Genomic DNA, 24052 nt, shown 5'->3' with positions numbered 1-24052 from the left:
AGGGCTGGCATGGATCAAAAAACACACAATCAAAATACGGGTTCGTACACCGCCAACCTCCTTGGCAACATCCGAAGCCACTTGGCCGGGCTGCAGGGCTACGACGTGATGGCGCTGGAGCTCATCCAAAATGCGGATGACGCGAAAGCCGAGGAGGTCGTATTTGACATCACGGACAACGGCTTGCTTGTGCGCAACAGCGGCCAGTTCACCTATTGCGGAGATCTGAACAAGCCGTGCGCTTTTCTCTCCGAGGGCAACTACAAGTGCGACTACCACCGGATCACGGATGTCGGCAGCGGCGGTAAGTTGTCGCGCGGCGAGAATATCGGTCGCTTTGGTATCGGCTTCGTGTCCACCTATCAGGTGACGGACCATCCCGAGATCCGTTCTTCCGGCATCAAGCTGGCGCTTTACCCCGAGCGGGGGCAATGGTTCATCGAGGCATTCGAAGAGCCAGATAGAACGTCTTTCTTTCTGCCCTGGGCGAGCGATCCCAACACTGAGGCACGGCTCGCGCTTGGAATCTCCCACGTCAGCCCCACCCACATCGATCAGCTAGCCGAGGATTTTCAGACCGTTCTTCGTAAGAGCCTGCTGTTTCTTCGCCACGTTCGGAAAGCTGAGATACGCCGAAATGGCCAACTCCTACTGGCCTGCGATCTGGACAGAAGCGAAGGCTCAGATCTCATAGTCAGTTTCAGGCCCAGCGGTGACGTTGAGCAATGGCACATTCTTCGCGCCGACGCAGCGGAGGCGGCCCAGCGCCTCTACGCGACGCACCCTCGGCTGGAGACGCTTCATCGAAGCACCAACATCAGCATTGGACTGCGAATTGATCCGGAACCGCTGACTGAGGGACTGCTCTACGCGTTCTTGCCGACCGAACAGTCCACCGGGCTTCCCCTGCACCTCAACGCGGACTTTTTCCCCGAGTCTGATCGCAAAGCGGTGATCTTCGCCGGACATCAGCATGAGCAGGCGTGGAATGAGATGCTAATCGACGCCGCCGCCACCGAGCTGGCCAGGGACCCCGAAGGCCTGCTGAAAATGCTCGCTCCCGTCCAGTTGTGGCAGATCCTCGGTCGAGCATACGACCTCTCCTCCAAGCCGGCGGGATACCCCGCTTGCTTCAAGCGGTTCTGGGAACGCCTGAAAGTCACCGCAACACAAGCACAGATTGCGGAGGCACAGGACGGCAGCCTTCAGCAACCCGGTGGCGTGTTTATTCCTCGCACTAACCTGAATGAACATCAGGCGAAGGCATTGCTTGACGTGGGCGGCAGACTCGTTGCCGAGGAACTTCGACCATTTCAAACGGCGATGAACCAGTTGGGCGCGCCGATTCTGACGCTTGAACGGCTCGTTGTGCTGATGGAATCAGCAATGGCAAAACAGGTGGCGGGAGCAACGGAAGTCGACCAGGAAAGACTGGAACATTTTCACCGCCCTCTCTGGAGCATCATCAACGACCTTCTTCCAGATGCGGGGACGAGCAACCCCAGCACGAATCCAGCGGTGCAACGACTGTTGGCGTTGCCCTTTGTCGTCACCGAGGATCTTTTCGCGGTAACAATCAATCAGTCCTACACGGCGCCTGCCGGGCTGGACGCAGGCCGTATTGCGGCATTGCTGCCGAGACTCGCGATTGCCTCCAGCCTGCTCGCAGGATTTCCGAAAATCACCCGACTGATAAAGCAGCTCCATCTCGGCGCAGTGGTTTCTCACGTCAGCGAGATATGCAAATCCGAACCGGTCGAGGATGTCATCGCTGTTGCACCGAAGGAGCTGCGCGATCTCTACTCGCTGTTTGCTGATTTGGATCACCAAAGCGCCGTCGAGAAGACGATTTATCAGCAACTGCGCGGCCTTCCCATATGGCAATCAAGCCGCGGCCTCGTCAAAGCCACCCAAGCGCTTCTGCCGGGTAACTTCTCAGATCCCACCGGCCAGGCCGACTTGCTGGACGTCTCTGTCCTCACGGAATCGGCCAGAAATTTCCTGACGAGCAAACTGGGCGTGCAGACGCAAACGATCGAGGCGTTTGTACAGACTGTGTTGCCGACGTTTTTTGATAACGACGGCCCGCTGGATGCAAGCAAGTACACACGACTGATTAGCGAGCTCGCCAATCACCCGACGCTGGTGAACGACGATGACATCCGTCGGTTGCTGGGATCGCTTCCGATCGTGCCTACGCAGGATGGAGGCTGGTCGCGCCCGGTCAACACGTACCGCCGCGCTGAAGACCTTGTGAAGGTTCTCGGAGACGCGCTTCACCTTTGGCTGGATGCCAGCCGCATTCCGAATACGCGATCAGTACATACGTTCATCGACAGCCTGGGCATCCGACGAACACCGATTGCCAGGCACCTTGTCGATCGGATGTTGTTCATCGCCGAGAAATACCTTCCAAGCGAAGATGCGAAGCGCGCAAGTAGCGAGGCCTTTTACGTCCTCTGCGACAACTACGAAGAATGGAAAGAGAAAAAGGCCTTTCAGGATGCCCTGGATGACCTTCAAGAGGCGGCGTGTTTCCCTGCCGATGGGGACACGGAAGAGTGGCACACAGCCGACTCTCTGTACGCACCTTACCGTGCCGACGCATTCCGCTCTCAGGCCAATATTCTGGATTTCAGAAACACGGTACGCCTGAAAACAGAGCTGCTGGAAGAACTGGGTATTTCCATCAACCCGGAAACTCGGCTGGTAATCGACCATTTGCAGCATTGCATCGCATCGGGCGTGCAGCCCCATGTCTCGACGTATCAGGTGTTGAACGAGCGCGCACAACGATCAGATCCACTCATTGCGACTCTCGCTGGCTCGCGATGCATTTATGTCGAAAGCCAGAAGACATTCGTCCGTCCCAACCAGCTGTACTGGGTGCCACAGCAACTTGGACGCTACGCGTACACCATTCCGGGAAACTACGAGTCGTTTAAGCCGCTTTTTGATGCAATTGGAGTGAAGAATGCGCCGGAAGGTCGGGATTTCGTCGACATTCTGCTCGATATCGTTGGCGAATACTTCGAGCAGTCCAAGCCACTGACAGGTCCAGACCGCGCGGTCTATGACGTCTGCCTGACCAGCGTTGCTACCGCCCATGAAAATGAGGAGCTGACACCATCGGACCTGCAGCGTCTGCAGGAGGCTCCAGCCATCTTGAACCTACAGGGCCAGCTCACTCATCCGGACGAAGTCTTGCTCCAGGATAGCGAGTGGCATGCCGGATTCTTTGGCGGGGAACTCGACCAAGCCTTGTGCAAGCCCGTTCCTGAACTTTGGCCATTCGTGGAAGAAGTCGGTGTCAGACGGTTGAGTGAGAGTGCGCAGGTTGCCCTTGAATTCGTCGATGGCCCGCAGGCCGACGAAACCCAGCTCGCCGAAAACTTGATGGGCAGGATGGACATCCTCGCCCGTTTGCTTCATGACAAACCAACAACTGTCAGGAAGAAAATTCGTGGCGCTCTTTCGACGTTGACGGCCGTCAGCCACGACATTGTCCGCATCCAGGCGTCTGTCCATGTTGGAGGGGATCAGGCATTCGCACCTCCAACGCCGGCACAGGCGTTCTACGACATTGAGAACGGGCGCTTGATTCTCGCCCGCCCAGTGGGCGATCGGAGTTGGGCGCACGTCCTCAATGCGTTGTTCCACCAACTGATGCCAGAGGAATCAGGCAGCGAAATTTCAAAGCTGACGTTAAGCGTTCGTCCCCTCATGGGGATGTCGGTAGAAGAAGCACATCGCGAATTGAGTGATGCTGGTATTCCCTACCTAGATGCAGAGCCTGGGAACGGGACCACGGAGGACCTGACGTCGCCGGACCTCGATGAGATGGGCGGCACAGCGGAGCCAGACAACCACGAGGAAACCGGGGCACCATCTACCTCCGTCGACGATTCTGGCGAACAGACCGACGGCGCTCCTGGCACCCCCCATGGAAAGCGGCAACGCGATACGTCAGAGCCCTCAACGGGAGGAGAGGCAACAGAGCAACCTGGGCGTGAGGGGGAATCTGGCGGCCCACGCCGTGGTGTTACTGGACGCGATGGCTCGGAAACTGGCGGCGGCAGCAGCAACAAGGGCTCCGGCGCAGGCGAGCGACGCGCGAAGAAACCCCGCCCTAAGCACAAGGAACAATGGGACCGACGCCTGCTTTCCTATGTTCGGCAAAGGCAAGAGGAGTCTTCGGACGCTGGCGATCAGGACGAGCCCTCCGAGCACAAATTGGCTGTCGAGGTTGTGGCTCGCGAGGCGGTATGCGCCTATGAAAAGGAGCGCGGTCGCGTGCCGGAACAGATGGCGCAAACCCACCCTGGATACGACATCATCAGCCGCAACCCCGTTACTGGCGAAGACCGGTTTATCGAAGTGAAGGGCGTCAATGGAGAGTGGAACCAAACCGGTGTCGGTCTATCACGGCTCCAGTTCAGCAATGCTCAAGACTACGGAGACCGCTACTGGTTGTATGTCGTCGAATTCGTTTCTGACCCCGAGCACATTCGCGTGCATCCCATTCGCAGCCCGGCAAGCCAAGTTACTGCCTTCATGTTCGACAGCAACTGGCGGGACGCGGTAACAGAAGAGCGAGCAGCCCCTTCCGCACTATTCATCCCCGGCGCACGGATAGAGCATCAGGACATGGGGTGTGGAGAAATTCGAGATGTGGTCACTCGTGGCAACACCAAGCTGCTTACGATCCTGTTTGATGGTAAGTCGCAGGCGACCCCCCATGTGACTTTGAACTTGCACCGCATGCGTATTCTGGAAGATCCCGATGACGACAATGATTCCTGAGCTTTCTGAAGCGCAGCTCAATGAGCTGCCATCACAGGCCGAGGCGAAGGTATATCGGGCTCTGAGGGACAAACTTCCGCAGGATTACGTCGTCTTTTTTCAGGTCGGGTGGATACTGCGACGAGAGGAAGAGCAAGCGAAGGATGGGGAAACCGACTTCCTGGTTTGCCATCCCGACCACGGCTATCTCTGCATTGAAGTAAAAGGCGGCGGCGTCGGATTTGATGCGAGCACCGGTGATTGGTTTTCTGTAGACCGCCATCAGCAGAAGCACCCCATCAACAACCCGATTAGCCAGGCGCTAAAGGCCAAGTACTCGATTCGCTCAAAGTTGAACGAGCACCCACGTTGGCGGGACCTTGGTCTCGGGAATGTGCTTCGAGGCCACACAGTCTTCTTTCCCGACGTGGGTGACACCAATGTACTGAGTCGACCGGACATGCCCGGAGCCTTGATTGGCTCCGCCAAGTCTCTTCAAGACCCGAAGTCGTGGATCGATGGGGCCTTTGCCTACTGGGGCAACGACACAGGAAGCTTCACCCCGATAGGTCGCCGTGGAATCGACGTAGTCCGCGAAGTATTTGCGAGATCCTTTGTGGTCGCTCCGCTGGTCGCGTCGCGGCTTGCCGATCAGGAGGCACGCAGACTGGTGCTCACGAAAGACCAGATGCGAGTTCTTGACTTCCTGCGCTCACATCGAAGAGCCGCAGTCAGCGGTGGTGCGGGTACAGGCAAGACCGTTTTGGCGCTTGAAAAGGCCCGCCGCCTCGCCTCAGAGGGTTTCAAGACATTGCTCACTTGCTACAACAGGCAGTTGGCCGATCACTTGTCGAGCACGTGCGCTGGTACGAGCAACCTGGACGTAATGAGTTTCCATCAGCTTTGCTATCGACAGGTCGAAAAAGCCAATCACGTCTCGGGCCGGGATCTTGTTGCAGAGGCGAAGGTGACGTACCCCGGCAAGGATCTCTACGACGTACAGCTGCCCAACGCATTTGCGTATTCTCTGGAGGTCCTTCCTGATCGTTATGACGCGATCATTTGTGACGAGGGCCAGGATTTCCGTGAAGAGTTCTGGGTCCCGCTTGAGCTCCTGCTGTCGGACTACGAAAGCGCCCCGCTATACGTCTTCTACGATGACAACCAGAATATTTACGCACGCGCTGGCACCTTCCCTATACGCGAAGAGCCGTTCACGCTGACAAACAACTGCAGGAACACCGCGCCGATTCATGTGGCTGCGTACAAGCACTACAAGGGGGTGCCGGTCAGCCCTCCTGATATCGAAGGGGACGAAGTGCAGTTCGAAGCGTCGCCCGGGCGTGATGCCCAGGCGTCAAAGATCAATGCCCGGATCGTTGACCTCGTCGCTCGCCAGGGAGTTTCTGCAGGAGATATCACTGTATTGATTGCCGACGCGTTGCGTAAAGCCGATTACTACGCGGCCTTAAGGCGACTGCCCCTACCGAAGCCCGCGACCTGGTTGGAGGAAGGCATTCGCGCCAACAACACCGTCCTGATCGACACGATTCAGCGCTTCAAAGGACTCGAATCTCCGATTGTGATTCTTTGGGGTCTGGACACCATCGATTTGACGCGTAGCGAGGAACTGCTCTACGTCGGCATGAGCAGGGCGAAATCGCTCCTGATCGTTGTCGGGACAGCCGCTACTTGCGCGGCCTTTGAGGGTGCGACTGCTTAAATTGCGGACGCGGGTTCAATTCCGCAAACGGGAATCGAACTGGCGTCCTGTCTGATGCGCTCGGTTGGTGACCCGGCCGGGGCAGAACTGTTAGGATTGACGGCAGATGGGGCTGGATTCCGCACCTTTCCGCAGGAGTTCGCAGCGGTCGTAAGGCGCTGAGTTACATAGGTTTGGCGCAGGGTTCCACCCCACCACCAAACACACAAAGCGCAAGATGCTGATTCGCAAGGGTTTCCTTGGTCGGCACTTGCGCTTTTTTATTGTCGTGTCGAAGAAGTGTCGAGATCGGCCAGCGGCGACAGCCTCACGGCCTCTTGCAAGTGCTCCGGCGCCAGGTGCGCATAGCGCATCGTCATGGTGATGCTGGAGTGCCCCAGTATCCGCTGCAGTACCAGGATGTTTCCCCCCTTCATCACAAAGTGGCTGGCAAACGTATGCCGCAAGGCGTGGCTTGCTTGCCCTGCTGGTAGCTCGATGCCGGTACGGTCTAACGCTCTACGGAATGCGGTCAAGCTGGACGACATGCTGCCGCAACCAACTGAACCCGCCCACGAGGCGGGTTTTGCATTTCTGGAGAACACAAATGACCGAACCCGAACAACAAGCGCCCGCAGCGCTCGTGGAGAACATGCTCTTGCTGCGCCGCGAGGACTTTGACGAACTGCTGGACCGCGCCGCTGAACGCGGTGCCGAGCGCGTTCTGTCCCATCTCGGCCTCGAAAACGGCCACGCCGCGAAAGACATCCGCGAGCTGCGCGACCTGCTGGAAGCCTGGCGTGATGCGCGTCGCACGGCGTGGCAGACCACCGTCAAAGTCATCACCACCGGCATCCTGGCCGCGCTGCTGGTGGGGGCCGCTATCAAGTTGAAGCTGATGGGAGGTGCGCCATGACGGCCACCCGCAAGATCTGCCTGCTCGACGACTGGCGAAAGATCGCGCGCCGCGCCTGGAGCATCCGACTGTCTATCGTCGCCGCCATCTTCACGGCGGCGGAAGTAGTGGTGCCGCTGTTCGGCGACGTGCTGCCGCGTGGCGTGTTCGTGCTGTTGGCCTTCAGCGCCAGCATCGGCGCGGCCATCGCCCGCTTGGTCGCGCAGCCGGAGATGCACCGATGATCCGGCCGCTGCAGCGCTGGTCGGCATCGTGCTTCACGAGGGCTACACCGACCGCGCAGTGATTCCGGTCAAGGGCGATGTGCCGACCATCGGGTTCGGTACCACCACCGGAGTGAAGCTGGGCGACACCACCACGCCGCCGAAGGCGCTGGCCCGGGCACTCACCGATGTGCAGCAGTTTGAGGGTGCATTGAAGCAATGCGTCACCGTGCCGCTGGCCCAGAACGAGTACGACGCGCTGGTGAGTTTCTCCTACAACGTCGGCAGCCGCGCGTTCTGCCAATCCACGCTGGTCAGGAAACTCAACGCCGAGGACTAGGCCGGGGCCTGCGCCGAACTGCTGCGCTGGCGCTTCTTCCAGGGTAAGGACTGCGCGCTGCCCACCAATGCGCAGCTGTGCGGCGGGTTGGCCACGCGGCGGCAGGCCGAGTACCGCCAATGCCTCGGGGAAACGCCATGAACCTGATTCCGTGGCCTTACCGCTGGCTGGCCATCGCTGCTCTGGCTGTTGCGCTGATTGGCTTCGGCTGGATCAAGGGCGCGGGCCACGTGCAAGCGCAGCGGGACGCTGCCGCCGCCGGTGAACTGCCCGAGACCGCCCGAGATGCTGATGCGGCCGCCGCAGGCGTTGCGCTCTCTGCCGTCGCCGGAACTATCGCGGCCAACTACCAAGCCTGCAACGAAAGCGCCGAGCAACTGAGGGCGTTGCAGGCGTGGGTCAATGAGATGACAACGAGCATCAAGTAGCGACTGGGCGCTGGAGGTCTGCAAACGTCAACGCGGGGCCTGCGAGTGAACCAACGCGACTGGATTGGTGCAGGGCAGGAACTGCGGCGCTGGGTCTATGGCGGCGGGAAGGTGCTGCCTCGGGGGCTGGTGGCACGGCGAGAAGCTGAAATTGCGCTGGTGTCGACATAAATAGTGGACGAGCTCCGCCCGGGACAGAGCTGCACCTCAGCAGTCAATCACATCAAACCGAAGCCAATCATGCCAAATCCGATCTATTCGGATTTACTGCGAGCATAATCCGTGCAATCATTGCGAAGCTGCCCTTATTCCGACTTTTGATGGAAACCCCTGCCATGTCAGATCGCTGGTTGTCGGTCGAAGAGATCGCCGAGTACCTCGGCGTGAGCAAGGACACCGTTTATGCCTGGATCAGTAAACGGAACATGCCTGCTCACCGAATCGGTCGACTTTGGAAGTTCAAGTCTGAGGAAGTCGATGAGTGGGTGCGCTCTGGTGGAGCAGCAGAAAACGAAGGTCGAGGCAAAGAATGAATGACTTGCTATCGACGGGTTTCGATCGCCTCATCCTGCGGTCGAAACGAAAAGAGGATTGTTGAAATGACGAAAATTTCTTGTGTTGATTTGTTTTGTGGAGCTGGCGGGCTGACGCATGGCTTCGTGCTCGAAGGCGTGCCAGTCGTTGCGGGCATCGACATGGACCCTGCCTGCCGTTTTCCTTATGAGGCTAACAACAGCGCCAAATTTGTAGAGCGCGATATCAGCAAAGTCACCACCGATGAGTTGGATCAGCTTTTCGGCGATGCTGATTTGAAGATCCTTGCAGGGTGTGCTCCTTGTCAGCCTTTTTCCACCTATGCGCAACGCTATGAGCTGGATGGCAAGGATGGCAAATGGGGGCTTTTGTACGAGTTCGCTCGTTTGGCAAAGGGCACTCGACCAGATGTCATCACGATGGAGAACGTCCCAACCGTTGCCAAGCACGAGGTGTTTCACGACTTCGTCGACACGCTCAAGCGACTTGATTACAACGTCTGGTTCGATGTCGTCGACAGCTCGCAATACGGCGTGCCACAAACTCGCCGCCGCATGGTTCTGCTGGCATCAAGGCATGGCGACATCAGGATGATCGAACCTACTATCGATAAGCCAAAAACCGTGAGGCAGGCGATTGGTCGCCTGCGCGCACTGAGCGCAGGTGAAGCAGCACCGAGAGACAAGCTGCACGTTTCATCTACCTTGTCAGAAAAGAATCTCAAACGCATCAAGGTATCGAAGCCTGGCGGCACGTGGCGCGACTGGCCGGAGCATCTCGTCGCTGACTGCCATCGCGCAGAAAGCGGCAGGACCTACCCCGGCGTCTATGGCCGCATGGAGTGGGACAAGCCTGCCCCCACCATGACGACGCAGTGCTATGGGTTCGGCAATGGCCGGTTTGGGCATCCTGAACAAGATCGCGCGATCACCTTGAGGGAAGCGGCAATTATTCAGAGCTTCCCGCGTGACTACGCGTTCATTCCCGATGACGGTGAGGTGAGCTTCAAAGTACTGGGGCGCCTGATCGGCAATGCCGTTCCTGTGGACCTTGGTCGCGCGATCGCACGCAGCATCAACTCCCATCTTGCCGAGATTGCGCCACAACCATGACCCGATAAATGACGCCCCGGCTATTTGCTGGGGCGCATAGAACCCACAGAACAGGAAAACGGTAGACCGCATGGAAATTTCGAACGCACAGAATAGCCAGGCCTACCGGGCCCGCCCAGAGCCTGGGCAGTTAGTCGAGGTCAGGCGGCGCCAGTGGGTCGTTGCCGAAGTCGCCTCATCCAAGCTGACATCAACCTCTGCGCAACAGAATGCGGTGACCCTCTCATCCATCGACGAGGATGGTCTAGGTGAGGAGATTGAGGTCATCTGGGAGATTGAGCCCGGCGCGCAAATCATTGAGCGCGCAGGTCTGCCGTCAATTACTGGCCAAGATGACTCCAACACCCTCGAAGCGTTTCTTGATGCAGTTCGCTGGGGTGCCGCCACCAATGCCGACCGAGGCTTTCTGCAAGCGCCGTTCCGCAGCGGTGTCAGCATTGAGAACTTCCAGCTCGACCCACTGGTGCGAGCCATCGATATGGCGCGCGTCAATCTGCTCATCGCTGACGACGTCGGCTTGGGCAAGACCATTGAGGCGGGTCTCGTCATCCAGGAGATGCTGCTGCGGCATCGTGTCCGCACCGTTCTGATCATCTGCCCGGCATCGCTGCAAGAGAAGTGGCGCGTCGAAATGCTGGAAAAGTTTGGCCTTGATTTCCGGGTTGTCGACACAGCTTACATCAAGCAGTTGCGCCGAGATCGCGGTATCCATGCCAACCCATGGACGTCGCATCCACGCCTGATTGCATCCATGGACTGGGCCAAAAGCGGAGAAGGACTGCGCGCCATGCGCGATGTTCTGCCTGCGCACACCAACTATCCATGCAAATTCGACATGTTGGTTGTCGATGAAGCACACAATATCGCCCCCGCTGCCGGTGTGAACTACGCGCTGGAGAGCCAGCGCACACACTTCATCCGTTCCATCAGCCCGCACTTCCAGCATCGTCTGTTTCTGACGGCAACCCCACACAACGGCTATACCGAATCCTTCACATCGCTGCTGGAGTTGCTGGACGACCAGCGTTTCGCCCGCAATATCCTGCCCGATGAAAAGCAGTTGAGTCAGGTGATGATCCGCCGCCTCAAGAGCGACTTGGTCGATGCAGAAGGCAAGCCGCTCTATGCGCAGCGCAAGCTGCAAGCGTTGCCGGCCTCGTACTCCGCACAAGAACGCGCCATTCACCAGAAGTTGAATGATTACTGCGCGAGCCGCGAGCAAGATGCCGAAAAGGCCGGCAATGCGTTCGGTACATCGTTCGTCAACCAGTTGCTCAAGAAACGGCTCTTTTCTTCTCCCGCCGCTTTCGCATCCACTCTCGAGAAGCACATTGCCAGCCTAGCCAACGGCAGCCAACGCAAAGACAAGGATGCGATGGCTGACCGCATTCTGCGCAAAGCCATCCTGCGGGTCGAAGAAGATTACGCCAACGACCAAGAGGTCGAAAACGCCCAGTCCGAGGCCGTCGAGGAAGCCTCACGTCGGGCACAGCCACTGACAGCAGACCAGCAACAGATGCTGAACGAGCTTCGATCGTGGGCGCAGACGGCCAAGAATCAGGTCGATGCCAAGGCCAAGGCCATCCTCGACTGGCTTGAGGTCAACCTCAAGACCGATGGTCAGTGGAATGATCGTCGGGTCATCTTGTTCACCGAATACCGCACTACGCACCAATGGATGCACGAGATCTTGGCCAGCCACGATTTCGGTGGCGATCGACTGGCCATCCTTCACGGTGGCATGGCGCAGGACGAGCGCGAGAAAGTCAAAGCGGCCTTCCAGACCTCGCCCAAGGATTCAGCGGTGCGCATTCTGCTGGCTACCGATGCCGCGTCCGAAGGTATCGACTTGCAGAATCACTGTAATTGCCTCATCCATCTGGAGATCCCGTACAACCCCAATGTGATGGAGCAGCGCAACGGTCGTATCGACCGGCACGGTCAGCGCCAGAAAGAAGTATTGATATGGCATCCCGTCGATGGCGGCGAACAGGGCAAAGCAACCATCGGTGGTCACGGCGATGACATCATCCGGGCACTGCGCAAGCTCGAATCCATGCGTGCGGACATGGGCAGCGTCAATCCGGTCATTGCGCCGCAGATGTCGGGGCTGATCGAAGGCTCACTCAAAGACCTCGACACCCGTTTGGCTGAAGCCAAGATCGCCAAGGCCAGACGCTTCGTGCGCGCCGAGCGCGAACTGAAAGACCGAGTCGCCAAACTGCACGAACGGCTCCTGACTACGCAGCAGGATTTCCATCTCACGCCAGAACACATCCTCATGGCGGTCAAGACGGGCCTCGAGTTGGCAGGCCGTCCGCCGCTCGAGCCGTTTGCCTTGGCCGACGCCCCAGCGGGCACCGTGTTCAAGATGCCCGCGCTGTCTGGCTCGTGGGCGCGCTGCCTCGAAGGCTTGCGTCACCCCCACACACTGCAAATCCGGCCCATCACATTTGATCACGCCGTCGCCACCGGGCGTGACGACGTGGTGCTGGTTCACCTCAACCACCGACTGGTGCAGATGTGCCTGCGCTTGCTGCGCGCCGAGGTGTGGGCACAAGACGACGTGAAGAAGTTGCATCGCGTCACGGTACGGTCGGTGCCGGACGCACTGATCGATGGCCCCGCCGTAGTCGTCATCTCGAGGCTGGTCGTCACTGGCGGCAACCATCACCGCCTCCACGAAGAGCTGACGGTGGCCGGAGGCTATCTGGGGGACAAATCGTTCCGGCGTGAGGACGGCGTCACCAAAGTCCAGCAATGGCTGGATCAGGCCAAGCCACTGACGGCCGCAGATTCGCTGTTCGATGCCATCCGTGTGCGTTTCGATCGTGCGCAGAGCGCCATCCTGCAGTCGATCGATGCCCGGTCGAAAGACCGGCTCAAGTTCCTGACCAACACCCTGCAGTCCCGCAAGCAGCAGGAAGTGGCCGACATCGGCACCGTGCTTGATGAGCTTGAAAAAGCCATTCAGCTCGAGCTGAAAAAAGATCAGCAACCGGCGCAGTTATCGCTCTTCACTGAAGACGAACGAACACAGCTCAGGCGCGACACCGCCGCACTGGAGGCGCGTCTTGCCCGCATTCCAGCCGAGCGCCAGCAAGAGGCCGAGGCCATCGAAACCCGCTACGCAAAACTGAACGACCGCACCTTCCCGGTCGCCGTCATCTTTCTGGTGCCTGCATCTGCCGTTCAGGGAGGTGCCGTATGAGTGCTCCCAGCGTGCATGATGATTGGTTGTCGTTGATCGAGATCTCCGGCCCTTTCCTCGCCGTTCCCGTTCTGAAGGAAGCCTTTCCGCAAGGGCTGGAAGAGCTCGATGGCATCAAGCGCAAACGCCTGCGCCAAGCCTATGAGGAATGGCGCGAAGCGCTGGAATTGGAAGATGCGCAGTTCGCCGACCTGCACGCGGCCTGGATCGACGAAGTGCTGTCGCGTGGTCTCGAACTCGATGAAGACGGAAAAGGCGACGTCCTCAAGCGCGCCGACTGGTGCGCCGCCAACCTCCAAGCCAGCTTGCCCGAACACGGTGTGACGCTGTCGCCTGATTTTGCGGTGATCGATGAACAGCGTGCCAACAAGCCACTGCTGCTGATCCAGACCTATGCGCAGGATGTCGATCTCGATACCACCCTGAAGCAAGATGGCTGGGCCGCCACACCCGCTGATCGCATGGTTCAGTTGTGCCGGTCATTGGGTTGTCGACTCGGACTGGTGACCAACGGCGAGCGCTGGATGCTGGTGGATGCACCAGTGGGTGCCGTCACCACCTTTGCCAGTTGGTATGCCCGCATCTGGAGCCAAGAACCCATCACGCTGCAGGCTTTCGTGCACCTGCTCGGCATTCGTCGCTTCTTTGTCGATGAAGCCGAACAACTGCCTGCACTGTTCGATCGCTCCCTGAAGTTCCAAGACGAAGTCACCGACGCCCTCGGCGAGCAGGTACGCCGTGCTGTCGAAGTCTTGATTCAAACCCTCGACAAAGCCGACCAGGATCGCAATCGAGAGCTCCTGCACGATGTCAAAGAACCCGAGCTGTATGAGGCCGCGCTGACAGTGATGATGCGCTTGGTGTTCCTGCTCTCCGCCGAGGAGCGTGGCCTGCTTCTAATGGGCGACGAACGCTACGAGGCCAACTACGCGCTCTCCACCTTGCGCATGCAATTGCGCAAGGAATCCGAGGAAATCCTCGAGCGCCGCTGGGACGCCTGGTCACGCCTGTTGGCGATCTTCCGCGCCGTGTTCGGCGGCATCGAACACGAGAATCTGCGTCTCCCAGCGCTGGGCGGATCACTGTTCGATCCGGATCGTTTCCCTTTCCTCGAAGGCCGGGCCAAGGGCTCGAACTGGCGTACTGATGCGGCCACACCGCTGCCCATCGACAACCGCACCGTGCTGTTGTTGCTGGAGGCTATCCAGCAATTCCAGGGCCGCACGCTGTCCTACCGCGCACTGGATGTCGAACAGATCGGCTACGTGTACGAGGGTCTGCTCGAGCGCACCGTCAAACGCACCGATGAAGTCACGCTGGAACTGGATGCCACCAAGAGCGCCAAGACGCCGTGGATCAAACTGGCCGAGCTGGATTCGGCACGCTTGGATGGTGCCGCGCGATTGGCTGAGTTACTACAAGAACGCTCCGGCAGTTCCGCCAGCCGAGTGCGCAATAATCTGGCCAAACCCGTCGACGACACCTTGGCCGATCGCCTGCTGACCGCTTGCCAGGGCGACACCAAGCTGCGCGACCGCGTCAAACCCTATGCCCATCTGCTGCGTACCGACCCATGGGGCTATCCGCTGGTCTATCCCGCAGGAGCCTTCATCGTCACCACCGGTTCCGACCGGCGCGAAACCGGCACCCACTACACCCCGAAATCGCTGACAGAAGCCATCGTCGCCGAGACGCTCACGCCGGTGGCCTACGTCGGCCCAGCAGAAGGAACGCCGCGCGAGCAGTGGACGCTGAAATCGCCCTCCGAACTGCTCGACCTCAAGATCTGCGACCCCGCCATGGGTTCGGGTGCCTTTCTCGTTCAAGCCTGTCGTTGGCTGTCGGATCGCCTCGTCGAGGCTTGGTCACAAGTCGAGGCAACGGGCAAAACCGTGAGTGTGGATGGTGAAGTCTTGGACGCAGGAGTGGCCAAAGAACCGCTACCTCGCGACAGCGAAGCTCGCACGGTGATCGCGCGCAGGCTTATCGCCGAACGCTGCCTCTACGGCGTCGATCTGAACCCGCTGGCGGTCGAACTGGCCAAGCTCTCCATCTGGCTGGTGACGCTGGCCAAGGGCCGTCCCTTTGGCTTCCTCGACCACAACCTGCGCTGTGGTGACAGTTTGCTGGGCATTCACCGACTTGCTCAACTCACCGAGCTGAGCATGAAACCTGGAGGCAAGGGGCAGCAGCGATTGTTCGGCCAGAACATTGAGAGTGCCGTGCGCGAGGCCATCGAGCTGCGACAGCAGTTACGCGAGATGCCGATACGCGACATCCGGGATGTGGAAGCCATGGCACAACTGAACACCGATGCGCGCCGCAGGCTTGAAGTGCCGGAAAGTATCGCCGATGCTTTTATCGCGGAGGTGTTCGCATCAAACAGTAGCGGCGCGACTTTGGAAAATGTACTAGCGTCGCTAACCATCAAGGCCGGACAGGTAGTCGACGGAAATTGGGAAGTGCTTGCTGCAATGCATCGGAGATCAGTTGCCTTGCTCACGACCGACCTGCCCAATGACAAGCCTGTACGTTTGCCTTTTCATTGGCCTCTTGAGTTTCCAGAAGTGTTTTCAGGTCCAAGAGTAGGTTTTGATGCCGCCATTGGCAATCCTCCGTTTCTTGGAGGATTGCGCATTACAGAAACAAGTGGTGCTGCTTATGGAGACTATTTGGCTCACGCTTTTAGTGGGAACAACAAGGTAGACCTGTGCGCATTTTTCTTTAAAAGAATATTTTCTTTGCTGTCTCCACTTGCCGCCATGGGATTGTTGGCAACAAACACAATTTCTCAAGGGGTGACACGTAAGCATGGACTTTCTGACTTAATAACTTCTGGTGCGTCAGTTTTTGCGGCGCGCCCAAACTTCCAATGGCCTGGCAATGCTTCGGTATTTGTCGCCATGATTAATATTTTCAACGGACCTTGGGCTGGGCGACGCTTTATAGATGGGCAGCCTGTCGAGTTCATTAACGACTTGCTGGTCGAAAGTAGTGGTTCAGAGGAAGCCCCAAGAAAACTATCTAAGAATGCTGGCTTGTGTTTCCAAGGCTCAAATCCTCTCGGAGAAGGCTTCTTCATAGATGAAGCGCGCGCAAAGCAGTTAATCGCCATTAATGCCAAAAATGCTGATGTTGTTAAGCCTGTCCTCGGCGGAAAGGAACTAAATCAGTTAATTGATCTGGATTTTTCGCGATGGATTATAGATTTTGGGGAAATGAATCTAGATCAAGTGAAAAATTATCGGGCTCCGTATGACCATGTCCTAATTCACGTAAAGCCGGACCGAGAAACCAAGGATGGAGTTAAATATCCTCGGATGGTTTATGAGTGGTGGAAGTTCTGGCACTCAAGAAATGCCTTGTACGATGGAATAAAGAAGAAAAAGTTAAAAAAGATATTAGTGCGAGCTAGGGTGTCCGATTATCATATTATTGAGTATTTGCCATCAAATATTGTTTATACGGAGCAGTTGGCCGTTTTCTTGTTGCAAGACTGGAGTGATTTTTCTGCACTCCAAAGCTCTTTTCATGATGTTTGGGCAAGACGCTATGCATCATCATTAGGGAATGGAATGCGATATATACCGGGGGACTGCTTTGAGACTTTCCCGATGCCAATCCCAACAGAATCGCTGGCAAAAGCAGGTGAGACGTACTGGAACGCGAGGGCGGAACTCTCAAAGAAAAATCGTACTGGACTATACGAGATATACAAACAATTCCACAATCCGGACTGCACGCAGCCTGAAATTGCAAAAATCAGGGCACTTCATCAAGAAATTGACAATCTCTTGCTCAATTCTTATGGTTTTTCCTCCATTGATCTTGAACACGGCTTCCACAATGTCGCGCAGTCTGGTACGGAAAAAATAAGATTCACAATGTCGCCCAAGGCACGTTCATTTGTTATCCAATCATTAATTCAGCTAAATTCAATTGAGGCTGGGGCATTACCTGTATCTGCAAAACAGGAAAGACGCTCTCCTAAGAAAGCGAATAGCGCTAGCATGCTGGGTGAGAAAAGCTTTCAAGCCAGTTTGTTAGATGATCATTCTTCTTCTGAATGCTTGCCCAAAGATGTTGCCAATCAATGGGGGGCAATATCAACTGATCAAATTCTTGCTTGGCTTGAAGCGCACACAGGTTGGTTTACCAAGCAAGCCATCTTGGCTGGATGTGGAGCTGCAACGGATGACTGGGATGCCGCCATTGCTGAGTTATTGCGTGATGAATTCATTGAGACTCACGCCGATGGCAACCGCTGGCGGGCCAAGCCATGAGCTCAGCGAAACAGCAACTCAAAAATATATCGCCGTCGAAGATAGATGCCTCACCAGAAATTCAGGGTTGGCTGTCCCAATTCCCTGAAGTTCAGAGAACCACGGCCAAGTTGCTGTTGAGCCACCTGCAATTCGTTTCACGCGATGTCTATTCAGCATGGTTGCAGCGAGTCGTTTCTGCGTTGCCGAGCGGGAAGACTTACGCGCTTTACTCAGTTCGGAAACTGGACGATGGATCGCCACTATGGAATGACGAGGGCGATATTGTTGCCCGTCCGGGTGATTCGCTGGGCAGTGAAGACTTGGTTTATTCCCTGGTCGCAAATCTAGCGCGAGCCAATCCTGAGACTCTGCTCGACCACTCTTCACTCACTGAACTTCGAGACAAGAAAGTTCATGATTACCTGCTGATTGATGATTCGATCGGTAGCGGCGACCGTGTATCGGGCTTCATCAATGCGATGCTCAGCCACCCAACGTTTCTGAGTTGGTGGAGTTTCGGACTCGTCAGAATCCATGTCGTCAGCTTTGCAAGGCCGCGCGAGGCCGAAGCGAAGATAGTCGCCAAGATAAAAGGCTCCGACCATGGCAAGCGGAGATTCCGGAAGTCATCGAAAGTCGATTTCACCAGCGATATGGTCTACGACACCAATTGGCTGGAAGGACGCTGGGGAGAAAACCACCTGCAGATCATTCAACTTTGTCGCAGCCAGACCAAGATTCCGAAATGGGCACGCCTTGGGTACGGCGAAGTGCTGGCCAACACCGTTTTCTACCACAGCGTACCCAATAACATTCCTGGCGTTTTGTGGTTTTCCAATGACAAATGGCAAGGACTCATGCCAGGGCGCGCGATGCCCGATTGGCTGTTGGCGCTAATTGATCAGACACCTTTGGTTGCGTCGGAGGTGATAACGTCAAAATCTGATGAAGTGGCTCAGTTACTGGCCCTCATCAAACGGGGTGTTCGCAGTTCCAGAAGCATCGCGGCGAGGCTTTGCGTTGACCACAAATACGCTGTCGGACTCCTCGGAAGCGCGAAAGAAATGGGCTTGCTGACGCCGCAGTTGCGCCTTACAACGGCGGGTCTCGATTGCCTGAAACATGCAGATTCCACTCTTGCTCTGCCGGATTGGGATCGCAGCCTGTATATTCCAAGTTCGTGGTGTGCTGGCCGGGCAACCGTTCAGCCGCCAATCAGAGAGGAGCTTGCTTCTCTTGGGTTGGCAGATTCTGTGGAAGTTTCGGCTTTTGCGGATGGGGATGTCGGACAGGCATCTCTGGAAAGATCTGACGCTAAGGCGGCTGCGCCGCCCTTCAGTGTCATGCTCCAATCACCTGCGGTGTCTCGGGAGAACCATGACACTGATGGCCCCTTGGGCTCAAAGGATAGGTGAATGGAAGCCTGGTCAGTACATCACCTTTCTCAAGCTACCACGCCTGTTCTAGGCAAGCCAGCTGCTGATCATTTGAAGGCCTACGCCCAGCGACTGGCTCGGGCAGGTCTGCCTGTGATTTTTACCTTGCGACATCTCGCAAAAATCACTGCGGTTGAGTACAGCGTATTACGAGCAACGGTAGAGCGGCGGCGAGAGTCGGCCAACTACCGCATGTTTGCGGTGAAAAAGAGAAGTGGCGGCAGACGTCACATCCACGCTGTCTCTGGTGATCTGTTCAAGGTTCAGCAGTTCATCAATCTGGAGTTGCTCCAGAAAATGAGGCCACACCCGGCCTCATACGCTTTTCACGCAGACGGTGGTATTCGTAAATGCGCGTCCGTGCATTGCGGGGCTCGCTGGCTTCTTCAATACGATCTGGAAAATTTCTTCCACGCACTTAGCGAATCCGACGCCTATCGGGTTTTCATGAAAGCGGGTTACCGACCGTTGCTTGCATTTGAACTGGCTCGACTATGCACGACAACTAGGCTCCCAGCGCATCTAAAACATCATCTGCGGCCCAAACGCCTTGTGGCGTCAAAGAAGGCATATCAATTCTATGTAGAGCGAACTGGCGCAACGGGCGTACTTCCCCAAGGGGCTCCGACAAGCCCAATGCTGAGCAACCTTGCCGCATTTGATCTTGATGAGAAGTTGACAATCTTCGCGGATCTGCACGGATTTACCTATACGCGATATGCCGACGATTTAACGTTTTCTGCTGGTGGAGAATTACCCGAGCGTATGTCGATTGGCGATATTCATCGCGCCATCGTCGGAACCATTCGCAAATGTGGCTTTCGTGAAAACGCGAAGAAAACGCGGGTGGCAGGGCCGGGATCGAAAAAGGTAGTGCTCGGCTTGCTCGTTGACGGCACTGTTCCAAGACTGTCGAGAGAGACTTACAAACGAATCGACAGGCACTTGCACGCAGCGCAGAAATATGGACTGGTTGCCGTTGCCGAGCACGAAAAATTTGATTCGGCCATAGGCTTCCATAACCACCTCGCAGGTTTGATCGCTTTCGTCAAAGATGTCGATACCGCAAGGTGGCAAGAATTCCACAATCAGTTTTCAAAAATTCCAGCGCCGATGAGCGCAGGGGCATAGGGGGCAAGATGCAGACAGGTACGGTAGTGAAACAACCCAATGCATGGATCGCCATCGATCATGGCATCGCTGCAGACCTCACACTTGCACCTTATACGTTGCGACTGAAAGGTGAGCATTCGCTGTATCAAGCTATCGCGGATGATGATTGGGTCTTGATCCTAAATGCCGCCGGTCACATCACACGAGTCGGGCGGGTGCTGCGACTTCGTTCCGATCTGGAGACCACCACGATCTACTTCGACCGCATGCTGTTTGTCGATCCGGCGGTTTCGATTGGTCTTACTTCGCTCACCCCGCCTTCGTCCGGCAGCGTTGGTCGCATTCAATGGACGGATTTCCTGGAGTCGCTCCCCAAGGCGTTGCACAAGACGATCGCCGAAGTGCCGATCATCGAGGATCAGGCTTACATCCGCGAACTGCTGCAGTTGGCCGTGATGGACGACCTGCTCGGCCCGGCTGGTGGCCCCCGCGAACGCATCGTCGACATGGGTGTGCGGGATCGCTACTTGGTTGGCAAACTGGCCCCGCGTGAGGCCACACAGGGCGGCATTGAGGGGCTGGACGGGCCACTGGCCAATGACGACTTTGAGGTGCCCACGGAGGCCAAGGCTCCCGGACGTCACGAACCGGGGGCGGAGTTTGGAACGGCCACCGGGCGTGTAGAGCCGGAATCGGATTCGGCTGACGAGATCGACGCTGCCAGCAACCAGTCTCTGGTGCCCAGTAGTTTGGGCATGACTTTCTGCGTCGATGGTGACGCTGATCGGATCGAGATCGAAGCGCGTTGGGGCCGGTACGAGCGTGTACCGAATGATGATCATGAACTGCTCAAGTCCAACGGGCAGAAGGCCAAGGTGTGGCAACGCATTCCTTGTGGCGGCAAGATCGTGCTGCCACTGACCGAAGGCGTGATTCCACATCAAGCACCCGACAACGAGTTTCCCGAAGTGCGCGTGCAGGGTTCTATCCGGGCCAAGAATGCCAATGGCGATCGGCTGGTCACCTTGTTCCTGGTGAACGCACAGGAAGAGCCGGACACCAACCGTGATACGGCGTGGGTGTTCCAGCCCGAGCTGATCGTTCGATCGGAGAAGGAAGCCGCCAAGCGTGCCATCTTCCGGCGCAGGCCGGTGCTGGACGCCGACGGCATGGACCCCGAGCGTGAAGCGTTGGAGATGATCTACCGCAACCGCGTCGAATTCGCCGTGGGCCATGGCGTTGCCATCCATGCCGAAACCGCAGACGATGTGACGCTGGCCACTGAGGTGCGCACCACGGTGATGCCGCAGTACGAAGTGCAGGTCACGGAAACACCCGGGCTTGATCCAAGCGATCGTCCAGCGATGCGCCAGATGGTCAGCAGTGGCCTGCTCGATATGCAGCGGCTGGCGACCCTGGAGATCGACCCGCTCGTCGATGCCTTGAGCATGCTGACCAAGGATTACGCCGCGTGGATCGATGAACAGCGTGCCCGCGTCGGTGCCGAAGTGACCGGCTACGACACCCAGTCGCAACAAGCGATGGATCGTTGCCAGGAGATCCACACGCGCCTGCAGCAGGGTATCGACACGCTGAAAGCCGATGAGAAAGCGCTTGCTGCCTTTCGCTTCGCCAACCGTGCGATGGCGACGCAGCGCGTGCGCAGCCAATACGCGCTGGCCATGCGCCGGGGCGAGGATGTCACCATCGACAAGTTCGATGTGTTGAAGAACCGCAGCTGGCGTCCATTCCAGTTGGCGTTTCTGCTGCTCTCGATCCCGTCGTTGGCAGATCCGAGTCATCCAGATCGCGTCCAGCCCGTCGAGGCCTACGCCGATCTGCTGTGGTTCCCCACCGGTGGTGGTAAGACAGAAGCCTATTTGGGTGTGGCGGCCTTTACCATGGCCATTAGGCGCATGCAGGGCAATCTCGGCGGCTACGACAGCTCACGCGGCTTGGCCGTGATCATGCGTTACACACTGCGCTTGCTGACGCTGCAGCAATTCCAGCGCGCCACGGCATTGATTTGCGCCATGGAAGTGTTGCGGCGTGAAGCGCTGGACAAGGGAGACAAATCCCTCGGCACGGAACCCTTCACCATCGGCCTCTGGGTTGGCAACAAGGTGACACCGGGCACGACCGAGGACAGCCACCGCGCCATCGAGGATGTACGTAACCCCGGCAAATACAACGCCGGAGCGGCATCGCCCGCGCAGCTCACCAGTTGCCCTTGGTGTGGCTCGGAAGTGGCCCCTGGGCGCGACGTCGAGGTCGACAAAGGCACTGGCCGTACCTTCGTCTACTGTGGTGACAAGAAAGGCCGCTGCGATTTTTCCAAGGGCAAATCCAGCAAGCAGCCACACCCGGGGATTCCGGTACTGGTCGTGGACGAAGAGATCTACCACCGCCCACCCACGATGATGATCGCCACCGTGGACAAGTTCGCCATGATGGCGTGGCGTGGTCAGGTGCGCACACTGTTTGGTCGCGTGGGCCAGGAATGCGAGCGCCACGGCTTGCTTTGGCAAGGTGCCGATTGCAATGGCAATCACCAAGCGGGCAAGGGCTTCCCTTCATCCAAGGTGAAGGTCATCAACCCGATCCGCCCGCCTGACCTGATCATTCAGGACGAGTTCCACCTGATCAGTGGGCCGCTGGGCACCATGGTGGGCTTGTATGAGACCGCCGTGGATGAATTGTGCGGCTGGACACTTGATGGCAAGACGGTCAAACCGAAGATCATTGCCTCCACGGCGACGGTGCGCAAAGCCAAGGAGCAAGTGAACAACGTCTTCATGCGTCGAGTTTCGGTGTTCCCGCCGCATGGACTGGACGTGGAAGACAACTTCTTCTCGGTGCAGAGACCGATCGAAGAAAAACCGGGACGGCGTTACCTCGGCGTGTGCTCCCCCGGTAGTTCTCGCCCCGCAATGCTGATCCGCGTCTACACCGCGTTCCTGACGGCGGCGCAAGAACTGTTCGATCACTTTGGCGAACCTGCTGACCCGTACATGACCATGGTCGGCTACTTCAACTCCCTGCGTGAATTGGGCGGGATGAAGCGGCTGGCAGAGGACGATGTGCAGACACGTTCCTATCGCGTGCAGATGAGCATGGTGGAGCGGCCTGCGCTGGCACAACGCAGCATTAGCAACATTCGCGAGCTGACGTCGCGGGTATCGAGCCAGGACATCCCCAAGTACCTCGATAACCTGGAGGTCAAGTTCAAGTCCGAGTTCGACGCCGCAGTCGGCAAGTACGTGACCAAGTGGCAAGAGGGCGACACGCGCGCCATCGATGTGGTGCTGGCCACCAACATGCTTTCAGTGGGTGTCGACGTAAACCGGCTCGGACTGATGGCTGTGAACGGGCAACCCAAGGGAACCGCCGAATACATTCAGGCCACCAGCCGTGTCGGGCGCTCCTTCCCCGGCTTGGTCTGCACGGTGCTGACGTGGGCCCGGCCACGCGACCTATCGCATTACGAAACCTTCGAGCACTACCACGCCACGTTCTACAAGCATGTCGAGGCGCAATCGGTAACGCCATTCTCGCCACGCGCGATGGATCGTGGCCTGACGGGCTCGTTGTTGAGCCTGATGCGTCTGGAGAACGACGAATTCAGCCCGAACGAAGGTGCTGGCCAATTGAGCATGTCCAATCAGGCCGAAATCGTCGATGCCATCAAGGTCTTGGCGACACGCGCAGGCAATGTCGCGGAAGATAACTCGCGCAAGCAGTTGGCTGAGACTGAGCTGAAAGAGCGCGCCGACGAATGGGCGAAAGAAGTCAGCAAGGGTGGACGGATCTTGGCCTACGAGAAGCGCGGCCCCGAAAAAGACAAGACCGTGGCATTGATCAAGTCGCCTGGACTTCAAGCCTGGGACAACTGGACCGTACCGATGTCGATGCGAGAGGTCGAGCCCGGCGTGCGTCTGATCATGAACACGAGCCATATCACGGACGATCACGATTGGAAGCCTCGTCCCGCAACGAAGGATGAGGATTGA

Annotated in this window: 14 protein-coding genes and 1 pseudogene; 14 read left to right on the top strand and 1 reads right to left on the bottom strand. The window is 57.5% G+C overall.

The window, feature by feature from the left end; genetic code table 11:
- The first annotated feature begins 9 nt into the window (after positions 1-9).
- Both AB5I84_RS01715 and AB5I84_RS01710 read left to right on the top strand, forming a co-directional pair.
- Entirely contained in the window at positions 10-4803 is a 4794-nt protein-coding gene (locus AB5I84_RS01715; protein ID WP_369454102.1) for a protein NO VEIN domain-containing protein, read from the top strand.
- Positions 4784-6505 carry a DEAD/DEAH box helicase gene (locus AB5I84_RS01710; protein ID WP_369454101.1) on the top strand — a complete coding sequence of 574 codons (1722 nt, stop codon included), beginning with the start codon at positions 4784-4786 and terminating at the stop codon, positions 6503-6505. Before AB5I84_RS01715 ends, AB5I84_RS01710 begins: the two co-directional genes overlap by 20 nt.
- A 260-nt stretch (positions 6506-6765) precedes the next feature.
- On the opposite strand, the pseudogene AB5I84_RS01705 reads toward AB5I84_RS01710, so the two are convergent.
- Positions 6766-7014 (bottom strand): annotated as a pseudogene (locus AB5I84_RS01705) (tyrosine-type recombinase/integrase); the annotation flags it as partial.
- 77 nt (positions 7015-7091) lie between these two features.
- Here AB5I84_RS01705 and AB5I84_RS01700 point away from each other — a divergent pair.
- From AB5I84_RS01700 to drmA, 12 genes are all read left to right on the top strand, one after another.
- Entirely contained in the window at positions 7092-7400 is a 309-nt protein-coding gene (locus tag AB5I84_RS01700) for a DUF6127 family protein (RefSeq protein WP_369454100.1), read from the top strand.
- A complete protein-coding gene (locus tag AB5I84_RS01695) occupies positions 7397-7624 on the top strand; it encodes a DUF7940 domain-containing protein (RefSeq protein WP_369454099.1) in 228 nt (75 codons plus the stop codon). The genes AB5I84_RS01700 and AB5I84_RS01695 overlap by 4 nt, the downstream gene beginning before the upstream one ends.
- A 28-nt stretch (positions 7625-7652) precedes the next feature.
- Positions 7653-7943 (top strand): glycoside hydrolase family protein, encoded by a 291-nt coding sequence (locus AB5I84_RS01690; RefSeq protein ID WP_369454098.1) that lies wholly within the window; start codon positions 7653-7655, stop codon positions 7941-7943.
- Between the two features lie 137 nt (positions 7944-8080).
- Positions 8081-8371 (top strand): hypothetical protein, encoded by a 291-nt coding sequence (locus AB5I84_RS01685; RefSeq protein ID WP_369454097.1) that lies wholly within the window; start codon positions 8081-8083, stop codon positions 8369-8371.
- A gap of 3 nt (positions 8372-8374) precedes the next feature.
- Complete coding sequence (locus AB5I84_RS13760; protein ID WP_439650203.1) at positions 8375-8542, top strand: glycoside hydrolase family protein; 168 nt, start codon at positions 8375-8377, stop codon at positions 8540-8542.
- 164 nt (positions 8543-8706) lie between these two features.
- Positions 8707-8904: a methylation-associated defense system helix-turn-helix domain-containing protein MAD1 gene (mads1, locus tag AB5I84_RS01680; RefSeq protein ID WP_015471944.1), complete on the top strand. Its 198-nt coding sequence runs from the start codon at positions 8707-8709 to the stop codon at positions 8902-8904.
- Between the two features lie 66 nt (positions 8905-8970).
- Positions 8971-10017, top strand: a complete 1047-nt coding sequence (locus AB5I84_RS01675) for a DNA cytosine methyltransferase (protein WP_369454096.1) — start codon at positions 8971-8973, stop codon at positions 10015-10017.
- Between the two features lie 70 nt (positions 10018-10087).
- Entirely contained in the window at positions 10088-13228 is a 3141-nt protein-coding gene (gene drmD / locus AB5I84_RS01670) for a DISARM system SNF2-like helicase DrmD (protein ID WP_369454095.1), read from the top strand.
- Positions 13225-17511, top strand: coding sequence for a DNA methyltransferase (locus AB5I84_RS01665; RefSeq protein ID WP_369454094.1), 4287 nt, complete (start codon positions 13225-13227; stop codon positions 17509-17511). Before drmD ends, AB5I84_RS01665 begins: the two co-directional genes overlap by 4 nt.
- Positions 17508-18908: a phosphoribosyltransferase-like protein gene (locus tag AB5I84_RS01660; protein ID WP_369454093.1), complete on the top strand. Its 1401-nt coding sequence runs from the start codon at positions 17508-17510 to the stop codon at positions 18906-18908. The genes AB5I84_RS01665 and AB5I84_RS01660 overlap by 4 nt, the downstream gene beginning before the upstream one ends.
- Positions 18909-20060 carry a reverse transcriptase family protein gene (locus AB5I84_RS01655; protein WP_369454092.1) on the top strand — a complete coding sequence of 384 codons (1152 nt, stop codon included), beginning with the start codon at positions 18909-18911 and terminating at the stop codon, positions 20058-20060. It begins immediately after the preceding gene.
- 26 nt (positions 20061-20086) lie between these two features.
- Positions 20087-24052 (top strand): DISARM system helicase DrmA, encoded by a 3966-nt coding sequence (drmA, locus tag AB5I84_RS01650; protein WP_369454091.1) that lies wholly within the window; start codon positions 20087-20089, stop codon positions 24050-24052.

This window comes from Alcanivorax sp. REN37 (assembly GCF_041102775.1).
GTDB classification, from domain to species: domain Bacteria; phylum Pseudomonadota; class Gammaproteobacteria; order Pseudomonadales; family Alcanivoracaceae; genus Isoalcanivorax; species Isoalcanivorax beigongshangi.
This window is presented reverse-complemented; position numbering and strand designations above follow the sequence as displayed.